Origin of the sequence: Marinobacter sp. LA51 (assembly GCF_030297175.1) — a bacterium.
Taxonomy (GTDB): Bacteria; Pseudomonadota; Gammaproteobacteria; order Pseudomonadales; family Oleiphilaceae; genus Marinobacter; species Marinobacter apostichopi.
On sequence record NZ_AP028070.1, the window covers coordinates 1,881,932 to 1,899,473 of the forward strand.

General features: G+C 53.7%; 19 protein-coding genes and 1 riboswitch. Of the genes, 13 read left to right on the plus strand and 6 right to left on the minus strand.

What is annotated here, in order from left to right:
- Nucleotides 1–15: 15 nt before the first annotated feature.
- A complete protein-coding gene (gene senB / locus QUE89_RS08690) occupies nucleotides 16–999 on the minus strand; it encodes a selenoneine biosynthesis selenosugar synthase SenB (protein WP_286222794.1) in 984 nt (327 codons plus the stop codon).
- 184 nt (nucleotides 1,000–1,183) lie between these two features.
- On the opposite strand from senB, the gene QUE89_RS08695 reads away from it, so the two are divergent.
- Genes QUE89_RS08695 through QUE89_RS08705 form a run of 3 tightly spaced genes read left to right on the plus strand, consistent with a single transcriptional unit; the run spans nucleotide 1,184 to nucleotide 4,178 of the window.
- Nucleotides 1,184–2,053: a putative selenate ABC transporter substrate-binding protein gene (locus QUE89_RS08695; protein ID WP_286222795.1), complete on the plus strand. Its 870-nt coding sequence runs from the start codon at nucleotides 1,184–1,186 to the stop codon at nucleotides 2,051–2,053.
- Nucleotides 2,053–2,703, plus strand: a complete 651-nt coding sequence (locus QUE89_RS08700) for an ATP-binding cassette domain-containing protein (RefSeq protein ID WP_286222796.1) — start codon at nucleotides 2,053–2,055, stop codon at nucleotides 2,701–2,703. The genes QUE89_RS08695 and QUE89_RS08700 overlap by 1 nt, the downstream gene beginning before the upstream one ends.
- Nucleotides 2,704–2,711: 8 nt before the next feature.
- Nucleotides 2,712–4,178: a PhnE/PtxC family ABC transporter permease gene (locus QUE89_RS08705; protein WP_286222797.1), complete on the plus strand. Its 1,467-nt coding sequence runs from the start codon at nucleotides 2,712–2,714 to the stop codon at nucleotides 4,176–4,178.
- On the opposite strand, the gene QUE89_RS08710 is transcribed toward QUE89_RS08705, so the two are convergent.
- A complete protein-coding gene (locus QUE89_RS08710; RefSeq protein ID WP_286222798.1) occupies nucleotides 4,175–4,831 on the minus strand; it encodes a PEP-CTERM sorting domain-containing protein in 657 nt (218 codons plus the stop codon). The two genes, QUE89_RS08705 and QUE89_RS08710, sit on opposite strands and share 4 nt — an antisense overlap.
- A gap of 31 nt (nucleotides 4,832–4,862) precedes the next feature.
- Nucleotides 4,863–4,937, minus strand: a riboswitch (cyclic di-GMP riboswitch).
- Between the two features lie 312 nt (nucleotides 4,938–5,249).
- Between QUE89_RS08710 and QUE89_RS08715 the strand changes: the two genes are divergently transcribed.
- Nucleotides 5,250–5,819, plus strand: a complete 570-nt coding sequence (locus QUE89_RS08715; RefSeq protein WP_286222799.1) for a hypothetical protein — start codon at nucleotides 5,250–5,252, stop codon at nucleotides 5,817–5,819.
- Here QUE89_RS08715 and QUE89_RS08720 read toward each other — a convergent pair.
- Both QUE89_RS08720 and QUE89_RS08725 read right to left on the minus strand, forming a co-directional pair.
- Nucleotides 5,812–6,126, minus strand: coding sequence for a hypothetical protein (locus QUE89_RS08720; protein WP_286219718.1), 315 nt, complete (start codon nucleotides 6,124–6,126; stop codon nucleotides 5,812–5,814). The genes QUE89_RS08715 and QUE89_RS08720 overlap by 8 nt on opposite strands.
- Before the next feature lie 91 nt (nucleotides 6,127–6,217).
- Nucleotides 6,218–6,673 carry a hypothetical protein gene (locus QUE89_RS08725; RefSeq protein ID WP_286219719.1) on the minus strand — a complete coding sequence of 152 codons (456 nt, stop codon included), beginning with the start codon at nucleotides 6,671–6,673 and terminating at the stop codon, nucleotides 6,218–6,220.
- 131 nt (nucleotides 6,674–6,804) lie between these two features.
- Between QUE89_RS08725 and QUE89_RS08730 the strand changes: the two genes are divergently transcribed.
- The 3 genes from QUE89_RS08730 (at nucleotide 6,805) to QUE89_RS08740 (ending at nucleotide 9,016) form a co-directional block, all read left to right on the plus strand.
- A complete protein-coding gene (locus QUE89_RS08730; protein WP_286219720.1) occupies nucleotides 6,805–7,725 on the plus strand; it encodes an ABC transporter ATP-binding protein in 921 nt (306 codons plus the stop codon).
- 26 nt (nucleotides 7,726–7,751) lie between these two features.
- Nucleotides 7,752–8,513, plus strand: coding sequence for an ABC transporter permease (locus tag QUE89_RS08735; protein ID WP_286219721.1), 762 nt, complete (start codon nucleotides 7,752–7,754; stop codon nucleotides 8,511–8,513).
- Between the two features lie 140 nt (nucleotides 8,514–8,653).
- Nucleotides 8,654–9,016, plus strand: coding sequence for a DUF192 domain-containing protein (locus tag QUE89_RS08740; protein WP_286219722.1), 363 nt, complete (start codon nucleotides 8,654–8,656; stop codon nucleotides 9,014–9,016).
- Between the two features lie 28 nt (nucleotides 9,017–9,044).
- Here QUE89_RS08740 and QUE89_RS08745 read toward each other — a convergent pair whose 3' ends face one another.
- Nucleotides 9,045–9,836, minus strand: coding sequence for an enoyl-CoA hydratase (locus tag QUE89_RS08745; protein WP_286219723.1), 792 nt, complete (start codon nucleotides 9,834–9,836; stop codon nucleotides 9,045–9,047).
- Nucleotides 9,837–10,011: 175 nt separating this feature from the next.
- Between QUE89_RS08745 and QUE89_RS08750 the strand changes: the two genes are divergently transcribed.
- From QUE89_RS08750 to QUE89_RS08765, 4 genes are all read left to right on the plus strand, one after another.
- The gene (locus QUE89_RS08750) at nucleotides 10,012–10,155 is read left to right on the plus strand and encodes a hypothetical protein (protein WP_286219724.1); all 144 of its coding nucleotides are present in this window, start codon (nucleotides 10,012–10,014) and stop codon (nucleotides 10,153–10,155) included.
- A gap of 42 nt (nucleotides 10,156–10,197) precedes the next feature.
- A complete protein-coding gene (locus tag QUE89_RS08755) occupies nucleotides 10,198–11,070 on the plus strand; it encodes a DMT family transporter (RefSeq protein ID WP_286219725.1) in 873 nt (290 codons plus the stop codon).
- Nucleotides 11,071–11,454: 384 nt separating this feature from the next.
- A complete protein-coding gene (locus tag QUE89_RS08760) occupies nucleotides 11,455–12,666 on the plus strand; it encodes a tyrosine-type recombinase/integrase (protein ID WP_286219726.1) in 1,212 nt (403 codons plus the stop codon).
- The gene (locus QUE89_RS08765; protein ID WP_286219727.1) at nucleotides 12,663–13,547 is read left to right on the plus strand and encodes a hypothetical protein; all 885 of its coding nucleotides are present in this window, start codon (nucleotides 12,663–12,665) and stop codon (nucleotides 13,545–13,547) included. The genes QUE89_RS08760 and QUE89_RS08765 overlap by 4 nt, the downstream gene beginning before the upstream one ends.
- Nucleotides 13,548–13,574: 27 nt before the next feature.
- Here QUE89_RS08765 and QUE89_RS08770 read toward each other — a convergent pair whose 3' ends face one another.
- A complete protein-coding gene (locus QUE89_RS08770; protein ID WP_286219728.1) occupies nucleotides 13,575–15,116 on the minus strand; it encodes a hypothetical protein in 1,542 nt (513 codons plus the stop codon).
- A gap of 195 nt (nucleotides 15,117–15,311) precedes the next feature.
- Here QUE89_RS08770 and QUE89_RS08775 point away from each other — a divergent pair, with 195 nt between their 5' ends.
- A complete protein-coding gene (locus tag QUE89_RS08775) occupies nucleotides 15,312–15,509 on the plus strand; it encodes a helix-turn-helix transcriptional regulator (protein ID WP_286219729.1) in 198 nt (65 codons plus the stop codon).
- A gap of 421 nt (nucleotides 15,510–15,930) precedes the next feature.
- The gene (locus tag QUE89_RS08780) at nucleotides 15,931–17,541 is read left to right on the plus strand and encodes a replication endonuclease (RefSeq protein WP_286219730.1); all 1,611 of its coding nucleotides are present in this window, start codon (nucleotides 15,931–15,933) and stop codon (nucleotides 17,539–17,541) included.
- The last annotated feature ends 1 nt before the right edge of the window (nucleotide 17,542 follow it).

Genomic DNA, 17,542 nt, shown 5'->3' on the forward strand with positions numbered 1-17,542 from the left:
TTTGGAGCCCCTAGCCTAGCCGCTCAGATTGGAGCGGCGCTGGAGAGCCATTTCCAGTGCCTGCTCCAATGATCTTTGTTCATTTTCTGGTGTGAACCGAGGGGCGAGCTCACTCACCTGCTCTGTCAGACACTTCAGGAATTCCGGATCGGATTCTGCTTTCTGCAGTAATTTGGCCAGAGCCGCTTGGTCCTTAGCCGGGTAATAACCCTCATAGTCATTGCCCAGCAACCCCCGATTACCAGAAATGTCTGAGGCTAATATCGGCAGCCCTGCCCGACAGGCCTCCGATATTACATTCGCACCGCCTTCCATCACCGAACTCATCACCATCAACTGGCACTGCGCCATCAGGTTCTGGGTGCTGGGCTTGTCGAGTTCACCAAGCCACTGGAAACGCGAGTTCGCCGCCATCTCCTGCTCTGCTAAAGCTTGCCATTCTTGATTGTGGGGCTTGCCAGCATTGAGAATACGCACCCTCGATTTATCCGGCAGCAACCGGGCAGCCATCGCCGCCCGCAGCGAATCCTTTTCTTCCCTCAGATGCCCGATCACGCAAACATCGAACGTTTCGATCGCAGCCGCTTTGTTGGTGACGGGCGGGATCTCATTGGCGGATTGATAAAGGGTAAGAAGTTTGCCGGCGAACTCTTCAGGGATGTCCTCCGAAACCAGCGCGTGCAAGCCAATCAGCACATCGGCGGCCGCCATGGATGCCCGGGTAGGCAGCGGGTATTCCTGTTGATGCCGGTAGATGTCCGTGCCGGTCAGTACCAGAACCAGCGGCGTTTCCGGCCAGGATTTACGAAAGGTCTGAATGGCATCGTGGCTGCGCCAGGCGTGCAGCGCGATGAAAAGGTCGCAGGGCGCGCCTTCGTACTCAGTGACAACACTGACGTGATGCCCGGCATTTTCTAGCAGTGATGCCCAGCGATCCGCTGTCGCCCGGTTGCCAGCCCGTGAACCTGAGGGCGCAGGTGTGATCAGAGTGATGTGCATGGCGGCTGAATTCCTGCTGGTTTGCCTGCGACGATAATTTTCCCCGTCAGGTTGCACTTTTTCTGGACTGCAATCGTATAGCTGTTCCGAGACGTAGTAAATCACGGTATGCTGATGAAGCCAGTATTTTCGGCAGCTTACAACTCAAAAGAACGAACCATCCCCGGAAAGAAAGGACCCTCAAATGGCTCTGAATATGATACGGAAATTTGCCGCCGCAAGTGTCATGATGTTCGCTTGTTCGGCCGCTGTTTCAGCCCAGACCCTAGTATTCACAGCGATTCCTGACGAAGATGAAACCAAGCTTGTTGAGCGTTTCCGTGGTATCGCCGATTACCTGTCTGAGAACCTGGATGTCGATGTTCGATACATCCCGGTGAAATCCTATGCCGCAGCCGTGTCTGCGTTCCGTAACAATCAGGTGCAGCTGGCCTGGTTTGGCGGCCTGTCTGGTGTACAGGCACGCTCGCTGGTACCCGGCTCTGAAGCGATTGCACAGGGTGTTGAAGACGAGGCGTTTTATTCTCACATCATCGCCCACAAAAGTACCGGCCTCGACGAATCAGAAGATTTGCCCGAGGAGTTGCGTGGGAAGACCTTCACGTTTGGCTCAAAAGGGTCAACCTCCGGCCGTCTGATCCCCGAATACTACATCCGCGAAGCTTTCAACGAAGCACCGGACGACGTGTTTTCACGGGTTGGTTTCAGTGGTAACCATACCCGCACCCTGCGTCTGGTTGAGGCAGGCACTTATGAAGTGGGCGCCATCAATTTTTCGGTCTGGGACAAAGAGACCAAAGCCGGCAACGTGGACACCGATGCGGTTAAAGTCATCTGGACGACACCCAGTTACCCCAATTACCAATGGAGCATTCGCGGTGACGCGGACGAGCGGTTTGGCGACGGCTTTACCGATCGCGTTCAGCAGGCGCTATTGAACATGAAGGATGAGGAGCTGCTCAATAGCTTCCCGCGTTCTGGTTTTATTCCGGTTTCCAATGATGCCTACAAGCCGATTGAAGTGGTAGGAAAGCAGATCGGAATCATCGATTAATGTCGGGATTTGATCTATCAGGGCTAACGGCCTCGTTTGGAGGAGAGCGGGTGATTGGTCCGCTTTCGCTCCAAGTGAAAAAAGGAGAGCGAGTTGCGCTGGTCGGCAAGAGCGGCGCTGGCAAGTCGACGCTGATCAGCCTGATTCATCAGCAGGTTGGCCGCACCTCTTCCCTGGTTCCACAAGACCTTGGACTGGTCAATGCCCTGCCAGTTTTTCACAACGTGTATATGGGGCAGCTTGACGCCCACCCAACCTGGTACAACACGCTAACCCTGATGCGCCCGTTTTCCAAGGACTCAGCCGCCGTGCGCGCACTGCTCAAAGATCTTTCCATGCCGGAAAAAATCTGGGTGCCGACCGCTTCCCTGTCCGGCGGGCAACGGCAAAGGGTCGCTATCGCCAGGGCGGTGTTTCGCAAAGCAGACATGCTATTGGCCGATGAGCCTGTGTCGGCACTGGATGGCCCCATGTCTCACTTGGTTATGAAGCTGATGAGCAAGCGATTTCCCACCAGTGTTGTGGCTTTGCACGACGTTGAGTTGGCTCTTCAATACTGTACCCGCATCGTTGGCATTCAGGACGGCCAGATCGCTCTTGATGAATACAGCGAGCGACTGACTCCCGCCGACATCACCCCACTATACTGACGCCTCCCATGTTCTCCTCACCCACGGTTCGAGTCAGTTTTCTGTTTGTTGCCATTGCTCTGGTCGCGCTGTTGTTTGCTGATATTGCGATTACGGCCGCCAACCCCTGGAAAGACCTGGGTCGATTTTTCATGGGCGTTGTCACTCCGGACTTTTTCAGCTCTGAAGGTGTCGCAGTGGCTTTGTTGCGCACAGTGGCCTTCGCCTTCGTGGGGGTGGCGCTGGGCAGCCTGTGTGGTTTCGTTTTGTCACTGGTGTATCGCAGCCCGGTGGTGCGCACGTTCTGCGCGTTCATCCGCGCCATTCACGAACTTTTCTGGGCTCTGATTTTTCTGCAATTCTTTGGCTTTCACCCACTCACCGGTGTACTGGCCATTGCCATCCCTTACGCCGGTATTTTTGCAAAGGTGTATTCCGAGATCTTCGAAGAGGCCGACCCAACCCCAGGCCGCTTGTTGCCGCCAGGAACTGGCAGGGTATCGGCCTTCCTGTACACCCGCATTCCGGACTGCTGGGTTCAGCTAAGAACTTACACGGCCTATCGGCTCGAGTGCGGTTTGCGGTCTAGCGCGATTCTGGGCTTTGTCGGGCTTCCAACCCTGGGCTTTTTCCTGGAATCCGCTTTTTCCCAAGGACATTACTCCGAAGCCGGGGCCATGCTGATTCTGTTTTATGTTCTGATCGCGACGATGCCGCTTTGGGTGAAGCCCAAGCTGCTGCCGGTCTACATCCTCGGCGCACCCTTTTTTCTCGGTGATGGCTTGCCCATCGTCTGGGGCAATGTCGAGCGCTTCTTCACCCAGGATATTATCCCGTCACCCCTCCGGAACGGTGAGGGACTCGCTGGCCTGATGCCGTGGTTCGGGGATGTTATGGTTACTGAAGCAGCGCCAGGCATCTGGAACACGCTGGTGTTGACCCAGATTGCCCTGGTGGCGACGGGATTGATTGCCTTGCTGACCTTTCCGCTGATATCCAGCCACTTTGGAGGGCCGGCGCGCCGAACTGGCGGGCACATATTTCTTGTCATAGCCCGCTCTACCCCAGAGTACATTCTCGCCTACATTCTCTTGCAGCTCTGGGGGCCATCAATGTTGCCGGCAGTAATCGCCCTGGCCCTGCATAATGGCGGAATCATCGGGCATTTGATCGGTCGGCAATCCAGCGCAATACAGCTTCGACCCGATGCGGTGATTGGTTTCAACCGCTACACCTACGAGCTGGTGCCACGTGTGTACCGCGCGTTCCTGGCGTTCCTGTTCTACCGGTGGGAAATCATCATGCGGGAAACCGCAATTCTGGGCATTCTGGGGATCTACACCCTCGGCTTCTATGTTGACAGCGCCATCCAAAACATCCAGTTCGACCGGGCCATGGTGCTAATCGTTATTACAGCGCTGCTGAACATCGGTGTGGATATTTTGGGCCGCTTCATAAGGCGGAAGCTGGCCCTTCAGACTATGCCAACCTGTTAGGATTTCTTTTTTCTTCGCAACACGCCAAAGCCCACCAAACCCAACCCTAAAAGAGCCAGTGTCGACGGTTCAGCCACAGAAATTTCAAACTGCTGATAGATGCCATCGGAACCTTCCAAAACCAGAGTATTGGTCGAGGCGTAGCCGTCGCCAATGAAAATCCCGGTAGAAGTTACACCCGGATCTGCCAGCGCCGGAGCAAGTCCGGAATAGATGCTGGAACCGAGTGCAAACTGCAGCAACTCAGTATGGCCCGTCAGCGTAAAGTTAAAGCCGTCGACACCACCACTGTCGTTAGTAGCAGCCTCCCAGACAATGAAGTCGGAAGTCCCGAAGCTCATGCTGCTGAGGGTGTCCAAGTGAGTACCGGAGGTTTCGAAACCGAACTCTTCGACGGTGCCAAGCATCGAGTTTCCGAATTGGAGGTGTCCGAACCACTCTACCGTGCCGTCCGAATCGCTGACTCCCGGAGCTGCCCAGCGAACAAACCAGTCACGACTATTGTGCAGGTCATTCCAGATGTAGTAACCCGCTCCGTGGCTCAACGTGAGATCACCGCTCGCTGTTGTAGTGCCATGGTATTGAGGTGTGGCTAGAGCGGCGCCTGCTACTGCTGCAAACACGAAACCAAGTGCCGTTTTAAATAGTTTCATCGACCTTCTCCGGGGAGGCTTGGAACTCGTTCGGCGCAGCCCGGCTGTCTCCTGGAGACCCGCGGCTTTCCGTCCCACTCTCACGAATGGTTTGGCTACAAGTTTACAGTTAGCCAGAACCATGCCAGAGACCGTAGGCGCTGGATATTTCTCAGTTTTTTTAAGTGGACGATTGGCACCTGTAAAAATAATCGACGCATAGCTGTTAATCAGGAGTTACATTCCTTGCAACGCTCGATTCTTGTAAAAGGAACTGACACTGACCCGCTCGGAAAGCATGGCATGCGGAGTGGGACTCCAATCACAATTCGAAGATAACCCCCGCGGTTTTGGCGCATTCTGCCAATCCGTTAGCTCTGGCGCCCGATTACATTCCGTTACAATCTGCTTATCTTCTTAATGCTTGGATTCGGATGTTATGACAGACGGGCTGATTTTAGTGACGCAGGTTGGATTGGTAGCGTTGGTGCTATTGATGGCCTTTCGAATGGTGGCGCTGGTTCGCTCTGCCCCAATGGATGGGCTTCAAAGCAGCCGAATGGAGATGCCCGGACTTGCTGACCCATCCACTTCCGGCTTAATGCCTCCGGCATCTGCCCCCGATCGAACCGAATTGTTTACCCAACTTCACATTCTTGCTGGCCTGCAAGAGCGGGATTGTCGGATCCGCGGTCTCGACTTGGCCGAGTCATCTTTTGCCGTTCGGGCATATGCGGCTGCGTGGCTGTACGGGGCCGCCTGTACACTGTGTGACCGCACTCTTCGCCATTCTGACTCACTGGCCGGCATCGTGGCTCACATCGCCAGCCGAAAGACAGGTCTGAAGCAATCACAGGCACTTCAGGCCATCGCAACATTAACGAACAGTAGCGCGGGTCTGGCGTGCTTTCGGGAGGGTCTCGATGGGGCCAAGTTCTGGCAGGAGTCTCACTATGTGGCGTCACAACACAGTCTCTATGAAGCCGTTACCGCCAATGCGTTTATTTAATTGCTGCATGCTTGGGCGCTGCTTCCAATGTCCATTGAGTGCCAAGCTGGGTGGGCTCCGGAGTATCCGGTGAATGGACTGGAGTTCCAGCGATTGCAGGTTTGGTAAAAGCGCCCTCTTCGGTAGGCTTCATGGTTTCAACATCAACCGAGCGCACCAGGTAAACGCCATCGTCGGAAACAACGCGAGCGCGATGGGTTAGGCCAAAAACAAACCGGCAGTAGTCCAGTTTCAATTGAATGAGATCCTGCTCTGCTTTGCGAATTTTCCGCAGCAATACTTTCTGGACACTATCTCCGTAATCCATGGCGTCTTCCCTGATGTTGGCGACAAGATTACTGGAGTCTACACATTCGTGGGGGCTTGTCAGCAATGCGGGGTTCAGGTTTTGCGGTCTTTCACAGAGTGTGTGCCTGAAACACCATGTGGAAGGGAGCCGTATCGATACTGGTCTGCCCTCGCTGGAGATTCAGGCGCCAGCGCATATCGCTTCCGGTGCTGCACAGAGGGGCGCTGAAGCGCGCAACATAACGACCGTCGCCCTGGCGGCGAAGTGGAACCGGGTATTCACCCATGTACATGGAATCGCCCTGCAGAACTGCAAGCAGTCGGTCTGGGGCTTCCACCCCGGTCACAGTCAACTCGTAGTCCGCATCCTGATCCGTCAGCGGCTTCAATGCCACGTGCCAGTTGCCATCAAGATCGGACCAGGAGCAAGCACTGGTATCCAGATCACACTCGGTTTTGGCACCGGTGCCGGCTTCCGGCTCCACGGTCTTCAACAGACGAGGCCCAAAAACCGCTGCAATTAACAGCGTCAGCATCAATCCCACCACCAGAACTGCTCGTAACATACCCGTACCTCATCTGCAGACAGCGGCATTATGGAGCTTATCCGTTGTCAGGCAAAGCTTTCTAAACCTGTGTTAGTCATGAGAAAATATCGCGCTTCTATTTCTGGCCCACTTCAAGACAGGACACGCCCGTGCAACCGGACATTTCCGTACAGCACCTCAGCAAGGTTTATGGCGACGGCTTCCAGGCGCTGAAAGACATTAATCTGGAAATCAGACGCGGCGAAATCTTCGCCCTTCTCGGCCCGAATGGCGCTGGCAAGACCACTCTCATCAGTATCATCTGCGGTATCACCAACCTCTCCGAAGGTAAGGTCGAAGCTGCCGGACACGACATTGTGCGCCAGTACCGCAAGGCTCGTCAGTCCATTGGTCTGGTGCCGCAGGAACTGAACACCGACTCGTTTGAGACGGTATGGAATGCCGTTTCTTTCAGCCGGGGCCTTTTTGGCAAAGCACCGAAGCCAGAGCACATCGAAAAGGTGTTGAAAGACCTGTCCCTCTGGGACAAACGCAACAACCGGATTATGTCGTTGTCCGGTGGCATGAAGCGCCGGGTCATGATTGCCAAGGCCCTGTCCCACGAGCCTCAAATCCTTTTCCTCGATGAGCCCACCGCGGGTGTCGATGTCGAGCTGCGTCGCGACATGTGGGAAATGGTGCGGAAGCTCCGGGAAAATGGCGTCACCATCATTCTCACCACCCACTACATCGAAGAAGCGGAAGAAATGGCGGACCGGATCGGGGTGATTCGCGAAGGCCAGATTATTCTGGTGGAAGGGAAAGACCAGTTGATGAGCAAACTTGGCAAGAAAGAGTTGCGCCTGCAGCTGCAGAGCAAGCTCGACAAGATGCCGGGTGAACTGACACTGGAGCCCATCGAACTGTCCGAGGACGGCTACGAGCTGATCTACACCTTCGACTCCCAGCAAGAGCAAGCCGGCGTCGCTCGCCTGCTTCGCACCCTCGGAGATCTGGGCATCGACTACCGCGATCTGCAAACACGAGAGAGCTCCCTGGAAGAGATTTTCGTTGGCCTGGTGCACGAATAAGGCCCGCGGCCCCACTGGAGAAAGGCATGAATTTTTACGGCGTTCGCGCAATCTACAACTTTGAAATGGCCCGCATGAAACGCACGGTGATGCAGAGCGTGCTGTCCCCGGTGATCTCGACCTGCCTCTATTTTGTGGTGTTCGGTTCCGCCATCGGATCGCGCATGGGCGATATCGACAACATCAGCTACGGCGCTTACATCATTCCCGGCCTGGTAATGTTGTCACTGCTGATGCAGAGTATTTCTAATGCGTCCTTCGGGATCTACATGCCCAAATTCTCGGGCACGATCTACGAGGTGCTGTCGGCGCCGGTCTCTTACATTGAGGTGGTGCTGGGTTACGTGGGCGCTGCCGCGACCAAGTCCGTCATCCTCGGCCTGATCATCCTTGCCACCGCTCGATTGTTTGTTGATTACGAGGTGTTGCACCCGTTCTGGATGGTGGCGTTCCTGGTACTGACGTCGGTCACCTTCAGCCTGTTTGGCTTCATCATCGGCATCTGGGCGGACGGCTTTGAGAAGTTGCAGATCGTACCCATGATGATTGTCACGCCGCTGGTATTCCTGGGCGGTACTTTCTACTCCATCGACATGCTGCCGTCGATCTGGCAGACCATCAGCCTGTTCAACCCGGTGGTCTATCTGATCAGCGGCTTCCGCTGGGCGTTTTACGGGGTTTCAGACGTGCACATCGGCATCAGTGTCGGCATGACCCTGGTGTTCCTCACCGCTTGCATGCTGGCCGTCTGGTACATCTTTAAAACCGGTTACCGGCTGCGTTCGTGAGGAAGTCACTGCGACCACTGTTGGTGGCAATCGCCTGCACAGGCATCCTGACCAGTTCCTGTGCAGCTGACTCTTCTGTTCCCCAGCCGAAGCTGCCAGAGGTGGTTGCCTGCTTTGTAACGGATAAAGGAGTCGTGCCGGTGACTCTCGAGGTGGCCCGGGAATTCAGCCAGCGACAAACAGGGTTGATGGGGCGTGAGTCTCTGGAGGAAGACGAGGGCATGCTGTTCCAGTACCCGGATCTTCAGAGCCCGGATCGCGGCTTCTGGATGTACAAAACCCAGCTTGATCTCGATATCGCCTATCTGGATGAACAGGGCAAAATTGCCAGTATTCGCCAGATGGCGCCATGCGAGACAGACAGCGCAAGTAGCTGTCCCACCTACCCGGCTGGCGCGGCCTTTCAATCCGCCGTGGAAATGAACCTGGATTTCTTTTCAGACCAAGGTATCGAAGTGGGCGACCGGCTGATGATTGGAACAGAACACTGCCCCAGTCCCTAACCGCCCTATCCGCACCTTTTAGTCGCCTTTAATCTTTGCTCCATTCCGGATTGCGTTTTTCCAGAAACGCACAGATACCCTCACGGGCATCACTGGCCTGCATGTTCTCCGCCATCACCTGAGACGTAAATTCGTAGGCATCGGCCAGTGGCAACTCCAGTTGTCGGTAAAAAGCTTCTTTGCCCACTTTTACCGCCTGACCGGATTTGTCCGCAATGGTGCGGGCCATACGATACACAGTCTCATCCAGCACCTGCTCGTCCACCACCCGGTTAACCAGGCCGATGGTTTCCGCGCGGGCGGCGCCGATCAACTCGCCGGTAAGCAACATTTCCATGGCGTGCTTGCGGCTGACATTGCGTGACAGCGCGACCATGGGCGTGGAACAGAACAAACCAATGTTGACGCCTGGAGTGGCAAACCGTGCAGTGTCTGCCGCCACGGCAAGGTCACAACTGGCAACCAGTTGGCAGCCAGCGGCGGTGGCGACACCAGCAACCCGGGCAATCACCGGTTTCGGGAGATTGACGATCTGCTGCATCACCTTGCTGCACAACTTGAACAGGGCCAGCTGAAACTCATGGTCATCGAATCGATTCTGAATCTCCGTAAGATCATGCCCGGCACAAAACACATTGCCATGGGCAGCCAGAACAACGACGCGGGTTTCCGAATCCTGAGCCACCTGTTCCAGGGCGGTCGACAGTTCCTCAAGCATGGCCATCGACAGGCTGTTGCGCCGTTGCGGCTGATCCAGGGTCAGCGTGGTGATCCCATTCTCGCTGTATTGGTGCAGCAAGGGTTCCTCTGCAGACGCCATAGCGGCTCCTCCCGGTTGGGTTCCGAAGATATTTGTTAGAACCTTCAGTATTAACCAGGCCTCTCACACTGTCGAAACGACTTTTGTCGGATGTTCAGTAATTTTTTGGGGTTGTGATCCGAGGCTGTGACCTACAGGTAAGTGGCAGTGAATCGCGCATTAAAAGGAGACACTGATGTTGAAGTCGACGATTTTTAAGGCCATTGTCGCGGTAGCCATTATTGGCGGTGGCTTGCTGGTGGTCTATCAGGATGAACCGGAACCGCCTACCGGCGATATAAACCGAATTGAACCGGTGCCCAAGCAGGACAGTCCGTAACCAACTGACGGGCCCGACTGCTCATTTAAAGGGAAGTAACCATTGCACACCACACGCATCAAAGGACTGGCCATCGCGGCGCTTGGGGTTCTGTTTATCACACCCGATGCCCTGCTCGTGAAAATCACCTCGGTGGATCCGGTGGTATTTTTGTTCTGGCGGGGCCTGTTACTTGCCGTCAGCTTCCTGATTATTAACACGGTGCGTTACCGCTCACAGCTAGTCCCCGAAATGAAGCGGTGCGGCTGGAAGGGCTGGTTCTGCGCCTGCGCCTTCGCAGTCAGCACCCTGGGTTTCGTGATGGGAATGAAAAACACCGCTGCCGGCAATGTGCTTATCATCCTGAACACCGCACCGGTTATTGCCGCCCTCATTGCCTGGTTGGTCTGGAAGGAAACACTGCCACTTCGAACCTGGGTGATTATTGTGGTGTGCGTGACCGGGGCCTCCATCATGGCCATTGGCGAATGGGGGCGAGGTGAACCACTGGGGTTGGTCATGGCCGGTGTTGCGGCCACGGCCCTTGCAGCCAACCTGAATGTGGCCCGCTCACGGCCCGATGCCGACATGAGCGTGATGCTGATGTTCGGAGCACTGGTGTTAGCCGCACTGGCTGCCATAGCCGGAGGCGCCAAGCTGCCATCGGTTCGGGACAGCTTGTTTATCGGTTTGTTGTGCCTGTTTTTTCTGCCGATCGCCGCCACACTGATTCAGATCAGTCCACGCTACATACCAGCGGCGGAAGTCAGCATGATGCTGCTTCTGGAGACGATAATCGGGGCCTTTCTGGTCTGGCTGGTATTGGGCGAAGTGCCCACCACGCTCAGCCTGTTCGGCGGGGTGATCGTATTCTCGGCTCTGCTAGCTCATGGCTGGATAGAGGTTCGCCGTTATCGAAGGGCTAGCCTCCCGTAAACACCCGGATACCGAGTTCAATGTCCAGCTGACGGGCAATATTTTGGTGCAGACGAAAACCCGAGCCCGCCCTATCGGCGTGACGATTAGCAACAGGTTTTGATTCAAGGGTAAAGGCTAGAAACAAGATAGATGGTGCTCCGGGCCGGAATCGAACCGGCACGACCGTGAGGTCGAGAGATTTTAAGTTATTAGAGTCCTTCTTTGAAGAAATTGGATTAGCTTTTAATAAGTACTATAAAACAGTGCCTTATGGCGCTTTCCTAAAAATCGTTGTTTGCGGTTGTTTGAAGAAATCCGCTAGAATTTGACCGATTTTGTCTACATAGTGTCTACATGGAGACACAAGGGACTTTCTGACGAATTCGAGTGGAGCCCCCACCTGTGCGAATAACCAAGAGCTTTGTCGATAAAGTGCCCCTCCCTGACATCGGCCAGGACGGCAAATCCACTCAGGCCTTTTATCGGGATTCGGTCATTGCCGGGTTTGGCCTGCGAGTGACCAGCGGCGGTGCAAAATCCTTCATCGTGGAAAAGCGAGTCGATGGCCGGGTTAAGCGAAAGACCCTGGGCCGGTATGGCAATCTGACCGTCGAGCAGGCCCGGAAGGAAGCCCAAAAATTTCTTGGCCAGGTCGCCTCGGGCATCGATCCCATCCGTGAGGTTAAGGAGCGTCGGGCCAAACGCATTACACTTAGCGATGCCTTTCAGGATTATCTCGCCACTCGAAAGAACCTGAAGCCGAACACCCTCAACGACTACAAACGCTCAATGAGCGAAATGTTCAAGGACTGGCAGACCAAAGCCCTGAGCGACATTTCGCGGGATATGGTGATTAGTCGCCACGCCGAATACGGAGCTCGCAGCCCTGCCCGCGCCGATAACGGGATGCGAATCCTCCGGGCGATCTTCAATCACGCCCTGCAACGCTATCAGGACGCTTCCGGCAAGCCGTTCCTCGTGGCGAACCCTGTAGACGTCCTCAGTCACCAAAGGGCTTGGTACAAGGTTGAGCGTCGGCAAACGCTGATCAAGGATCACCAGTTAAAGCCCTGGTACGATGCCACCATGCAGCTGAACAGCCAGACCACGCGGGATTACCTGCACTTGGTTCTGCTGACCGGGCTACGGCGCACCGAAGCGGCCACCCTCACCTGGGATCAGATCGACTTCAAAGAAAAAACGCTGACCATCACCGCGACCAAGAACAACCGGATTCACCGCCTCCCGTTAAGTGATGCCATCGAGGAGCTTCTGACCCGACGGCACGAGGATCAATCCAGTCCGTTTGTCTTTCCCAGCGATGCGGAACGTGGGCATCTTTCCGAACCTCGCACAGCCATAAAACGGGTCACCAAATTGTCGGGTGTATCCTTCACTCTACATGACCTACGGCGAACCTTTATCACCGCTGCCGAACGATTGGATATTCCCGCCTACGCCCTAAAACGACTGATCAACCACAAAGACCCGAACGACGTAACCGAGGGCTATATCATCTTTGACGTTGAGCGCTTGCGTGTGCCGATGGATAAAATTACTGACTTCTTCTTTCGCAACTTTGAAACATCACGGCCTAATGGGAGCCTGAAATGATCCTCCGTGAAATTGGTCATCTGAGCATCTGGGAAATAGCCCACCGCTGGTTCGACTGTGATCCCAACACTTCCGATCCAAAAGCGCTACCCCTGAACGTTCAGGATATTCTGCGCATTATTACCCTTATGCAGAGCCGCCAGGAACTGCCTATCCTCAAACAAAGCGGGGTCGAGCTAAAAAGCGAACGTACTTTCTGTGATTTCGAAAGTTTCGAATTCGAGCTCGATTTGCGAGCAGAAATTGGAGAGAAGTTCGACGAGCTTCCAGCTGAAGAGCTAGAAAGCCTTGATCTAACCATACGAAAAGAGGCCTATTTCGAAGCCTTAGATAAATGGTCAAGACCACACCTGAACGCCATTGAAGGTCTTGACGAATGCTTTAAGGGCAGAGCGTTCGATAAAGCTCGATTGGAGACAATTCACCTCGATCGCCTAGCGATACAGGAGCTCTGCCAAAAACAGAGTTTAGGACTTCCAGCTTTCTGGTTTTCAACTCAAGAACTGGAAAACTTTAAGTCAACAGGAAGCATCTATCGAGAAATAGAGAAAAACCCGCAGGCTGAAGGTGAAGAAGAGCAACAAGACACGCACACGCTTTCTTCAACAAGATTGACGCAGGATATGATCGATCGTTTTTGGGACCGATTATCTAGCGCTCAAAAGCATAGAATCTTGGCGAAAGAGGTCGCGGGTAAGATCTGGAAAGAAAACCCTTGCCTCACCCAAGCCCAAATTATTGAACACGAAGCCATGCAAAAATACTGTGGTGCGGCTTACTACTCAGACCCGAACACGGTTCGGAATTGGATTCGGGAACTGGACCCAAGGCCTCCCGAAAATAGAAGGGGGCGGCCAGGCTCTCAGATTCCTCAACCATGATCTTCTTCTAAACTTGCATTCACCCACTTAGGACAGCTCCGCTTGGCGTCGCAGCAACCTCATATCGGTTGCCTCGATGCCACAAGCATCGTAAAAAGACTTAGCGCTATCAAAATAAGCGCTTGCTCGATCTGCAATTTTGCCAGCATCCACTTTGTCACAATCCAAGACACCAAATAGAAGCTTATCATCAGAATTCAGGTTTTTTATTTGCCCCGGCGTAAGGCCATACGCCTTATAGAGTTTCTGTGCTTGGGCAATTAACTCTTCCGTCGACCATTTTGTCTTTCTGTCAACTACCAAGCCAAGCTCTTGGTTTGCCTCTGTAGCAGTGCCAAAGTGTTTGTTTACTGCGGCGAGCACCCGAACAGCTTTCTTTTTGACCTCTTCCGCTATTCCGACACCAGCCCTTCTGGCCTGCCCAGGAAGAATACCGTGCTCTTGGTAAAAAGCTTTGTACTCTTTGAGTGCAGATTCTCGGGTCCACTCGATGGTGCTTCCCTCTTCCTGACCCAAGATTCGCCTTAGTTTTCGGATACCACCAATCCACGTCTTAATATAAATAGATACCGTGTTGTATGTGGGGCCTGGTCGGCTCCGCCATTTACCCCGCTTTCGAAGCCATTCCTCTGTTGGGAAAAGACCGTCCGGCTGACAAGCCGCGATCTCTTTACAATATTCGATCAGTTCATCGGCGTTTGACCAATGAGTGGGCTGCAGAACTTTATCGGTTGGTCTATCGAAAACAAATGGTTCTATTTGCCCGATGTGAAAATCCAGAATTTCAGCCAACAGATCATCGTTAAAACAATCTTTGTGCTCAATTCCCAAGAAGTTCGGATTTACCTTGTTAAACCGTTCTTTAGCGAGTCTAACCTTTTCGTATCGGTCTTCTGCGTGGCCATTGGGCTTGTCGCCCCAAATTTCCACATCAACCCAAGAACCTAGCGATGACTTAAAGTGAAGGTCATAATATCCATAAGATGAGTCACCGTACTCGCTGTATTGCTCCGGATATTTCTCGCCTTTTTTATGCTCGATCCCTCTCGAATACAAAAAATTGGAAAGTGAAGCTTCCGGATGACTACGCCATCTCATGCCATTTCTCGATTGGACAAAGTCACTCGTTTTAAAGCAATCAAATTCTTCTCGCAGATCAGTCCATGTCTTGTTGAATTTGTACACGGCAAACACGAGCGAGCCTTTACCATTCTGCTGGAACCACTGCGCAGGCGGCAAAAAGCCCATCTGGTTAGCCACTTCAGCGGCTTCTTCCAGGACTCGCGCCCAGGTCCAACGCCTCTGCGTTACTCCATCAACTCGTTTGGTGAAGTTATTGTTCTTGTATTCTTGGTATTCCTCCTCCAGTCCAAGCTTTGAAATAACATCATTGATCTTTAGGCCCTTCCCATACATTTGGAAGTAAAGCCCTTTTTCCTTTTTCAACTCCGGGTAAGACAGACTAGCAATGCCCTCTGAACAGTAGCGTTCCCAAAGGTAGGCCAAGAGTTCATTATTGCTCATTAGTGCAAATTTGTTCTTCTGCAGCCGCCCCATAAAATCTTCCATACAGCAGTTTTGAAACATTTTTCCTTTCGAGCCCTCGAAAACCGTAACTAAAAAACTATAAATATCCGAAGGTTAGAGAACGAAAAATACTGGTCTGGGACTATAAAATACTGGTCCAGCCTAGACCACATATTTCAGAACGGCCTTTCACGCCAAAGTACCTCAGACAAAACGCGACAAGCTATGGGGTACTCAATGACCAACTCACTCTTAAACACCAAAGAAGCCGCCGACTACCTCGGCGTCAGCAAGGCCTTTCTTGAACGAGACCGCTGGGCCGGCGCCCGCATTCCCTTTATCAAGGTGGGCAGTCGAACCGTTCGATACCGTCTAAACGATCTCGAAGAATACATAGAAAAGCAGGTTCGCCTCTCGACGTCCCAGGTTGCGTGATGAATCCATCGTGTCAGCCCGGGTTCCGATATAGTGAACCTGAACCTATTAGGTGTAGGTCCCCCCGCCCCTACCGGCTCCCCCCAGTCATACCAAGGGGAAACGCTCAGGTACATAACCCAGGGGCTGCACCTATAGGTACAGGTACAGTCTCCAGTCGGCCACAACCGTTGGGTCTATCCGTCAAAACTGACCGTCAAAGACCCAGTAGTTATTCAGTCCCAGACCGTTACCGGAGGGTTTAATGACGCCCTCAGACCAAAAGCAGTTTCGGTACTACCGAACGCAGGGCCGGTTATACACCATCGGAACCCGCCAAACCCGAGTAGCGGTAACCCGGTTCCGGAAACGTTTCCCTCAGGTCTTCCCCAAGCTCGAACCCAATCTGTACCTAATGGGTCAGGATCAAGGGTGCGTTGCCTTGGAGATTGCCCTGGAAGACTTGGAATCGAAGCTCCAGCGCCGCGATTTGAAGTTCACGATAGACGATGCGCAGCTCAAAGACTTCGCCCGATCCAGAGCCAAAGTATGTGGCGAAACCAATGCACGCATCAAAGACCCGACTCAAGCGTTGAAAGCAATCAGCGGGCTCTTGGCACGGTATTCGTTCGATCTACCCAAAAGCCAAACTGACAAAGGCTGCATTGAACGAACCAAGGACGAAATCTGGTGGCGGCGACTGATCAGGAAAGAACAAAAGCGGGTGTTGGATAACGTGGCTCGTGAGTATGGTCTCGTGTCCAAGAAAAAAGGCGTCTATGTATCGGACTGGGGGTTAAAGCTCCACCAGGAACAGCTCACCCGTAACCGATCCTTGCTTGAGGAAATGATCGCTGTTAACGATCAGTGCCAGGAATACACCCTTGCAGAACTCTCCGCCCTCTCAGTCAGCAATCCCTACGTTCGACGGTCAGAGTTAATTGTTCGCGCTTCCGGGTTTGAGAAAATTGCCCAGGACCTTGGGCACGCCGGGGTATTCCTCACTCTCACCACACCCAGCAAATACCATCCGGTCAAAGTTACCGGACAGCTGAACCCCAAATACAACGGTTCGACGCCCGGGGAAGCCCAAGCCTACCTAAATTCAGTTTGGTCACGGGTTCGGGCACAGCTAGACCGGGAAGAAATTCGAACGTACGGCCTGCGGATCGTCGAACCTCATCACGACGGAACCCCGCATTGGCACCTCATGCTGTTTGTTAAGCCCGCCCACAAAGCACGACTCGTTGAAATCATGCGTTCCTATGCTCTGTTGGAAGACGGAGACGAAAAAGGAGCGAAAGAAGCCAGGTTTGACGCGGTCGATATCGATTATGATCGTGGTTCGGCAACTGGCTACATCGTTAAATACATCTGCAAGAACATCGACGGCGAGTTTCAGGAAAACGGCGAGGATGCCGAGGATTGGTACGGAAACCTGACCAAAGATGTTGCCGCCCGCGTTCGCGCCTGGGCAAGCATTCACGGTATCCGCCAGTTCCAACAGATTGGCGGGCCACCTGTGACTGTATGGCGCGAGTTACGACGCCTGGATCACGCGGATATTCAAGTAGTAGAGAAAGCCCGGCAAGCGGCTGATAAAAGCGATTGGGCAGGGTTCATCGAGGCAATGAATGGCCCTTGCTCGAAGCGAGCCGATCAGCCTATCAAAATAGCCAAGTGGTTAGAGTTCGACCAGGGAACCGGAGAGTGCCTAGATAGCCCGGTTAACCAATACGGCGAACCCGCCAAAGGCAAGCTGTTTGGTATTTATGCTCAAGGCCAGTATTGGATAACGCGAACGGCGCGGTGGGAAATCAAGCGACCGAAGAAGGCCGAACCCAAGATTAGCTCTGATCGCTCATGGCTTGAACGCCTCAAGCAACTGACTGAGTTCCGGGAAGCTACAGAAGCGGAAATTGCCGCATTGCCTGACGACACCGCCTATACCTGGGAGAAGCTGAATGCTGAGGTTCACCCGCCACCTTGGAGTTCTGTCAATAACTGTACGACCGGACATCTGAGCGAGTACACTGACATGCACACTTTATGAC

What these genes read in the sequence shown, in the direction of transcription:
- QUE89_RS08695 (WP_286222795.1), top strand. Translation starts at nt 1,184, where the DNA reads ATGGCTCTGAATATGATACGGAAATTTGCCGCCGCAAGTGTCATGATG.
- QUE89_RS08745 (WP_286219723.1), bottom strand. Translation starts at nt 9,836, where the DNA reads ATGGCGTCTGCAGAGGAACCCTTGCTGCACCAATACAGCGAGAATGGG.
- QUE89_RS08705 (WP_286222797.1), top strand. Translation starts at nt 2,712, where the DNA reads ATGTTCTCCTCACCCACGGTTCGAGTCAGTTTTCTGTTTGTTGCCATT.
- QUE89_RS08715 (WP_286222799.1), top strand. Translation starts at nt 5,250, where the DNA reads ATGACAGACGGGCTGATTTTAGTGACGCAGGTTGGATTGGTAGCGTTG.
- QUE89_RS08750 (WP_286219724.1), top strand. Translation starts at nt 10,012, where the DNA reads ATGTTGAAGTCGACGATTTTTAAGGCCATTGTCGCGGTAGCCATTATT.
- QUE89_RS08775 (WP_286219729.1), top strand. Translation starts at nt 15,312, where the DNA reads ATGACCAACTCACTCTTAAACACCAAAGAAGCCGCCGACTACCTCGGC.
- QUE89_RS08725 (WP_286219719.1), bottom strand. Translation starts at nt 6,673, where the DNA reads ATGTTACGAGCAGTTCTGGTGGTGGGATTGATGCTGACGCTGTTAATT.
- QUE89_RS08700 (WP_286222796.1), top strand. Translation starts at nt 2,053, where the DNA reads ATGTCGGGATTTGATCTATCAGGGCTAACGGCCTCGTTTGGAGGAGAG.
- senB (WP_286222794.1), bottom strand. Translation starts at nt 999, where the DNA reads ATGCACATCACTCTGATCACACCTGCGCCCTCAGGTTCACGGGCTGGC.
- QUE89_RS08735 (WP_286219721.1), top strand. Translation starts at nt 7,752, where the DNA reads ATGAATTTTTACGGCGTTCGCGCAATCTACAACTTTGAAATGGCCCGC.
- QUE89_RS08720 (WP_286219718.1), bottom strand. Translation starts at nt 6,126, where the DNA reads ATGGATTACGGAGATAGTGTCCAGAAAGTATTGCTGCGGAAAATTCGC.
- QUE89_RS08770 (WP_286219728.1), bottom strand. Translation starts at nt 15,116, where the DNA reads ATGGAAGATTTTATGGGGCGGCTGCAGAAGAACAAATTTGCACTAATG.
- QUE89_RS08765 (WP_286219727.1), top strand. Translation starts at nt 12,663, where the DNA reads ATGATCCTCCGTGAAATTGGTCATCTGAGCATCTGGGAAATAGCCCAC.
- QUE89_RS08710 (WP_286222798.1), bottom strand. Translation starts at nt 4,831, where the DNA reads ATGAAACTATTTAAAACGGCACTTGGTTTCGTGTTTGCAGCAGTAGCA.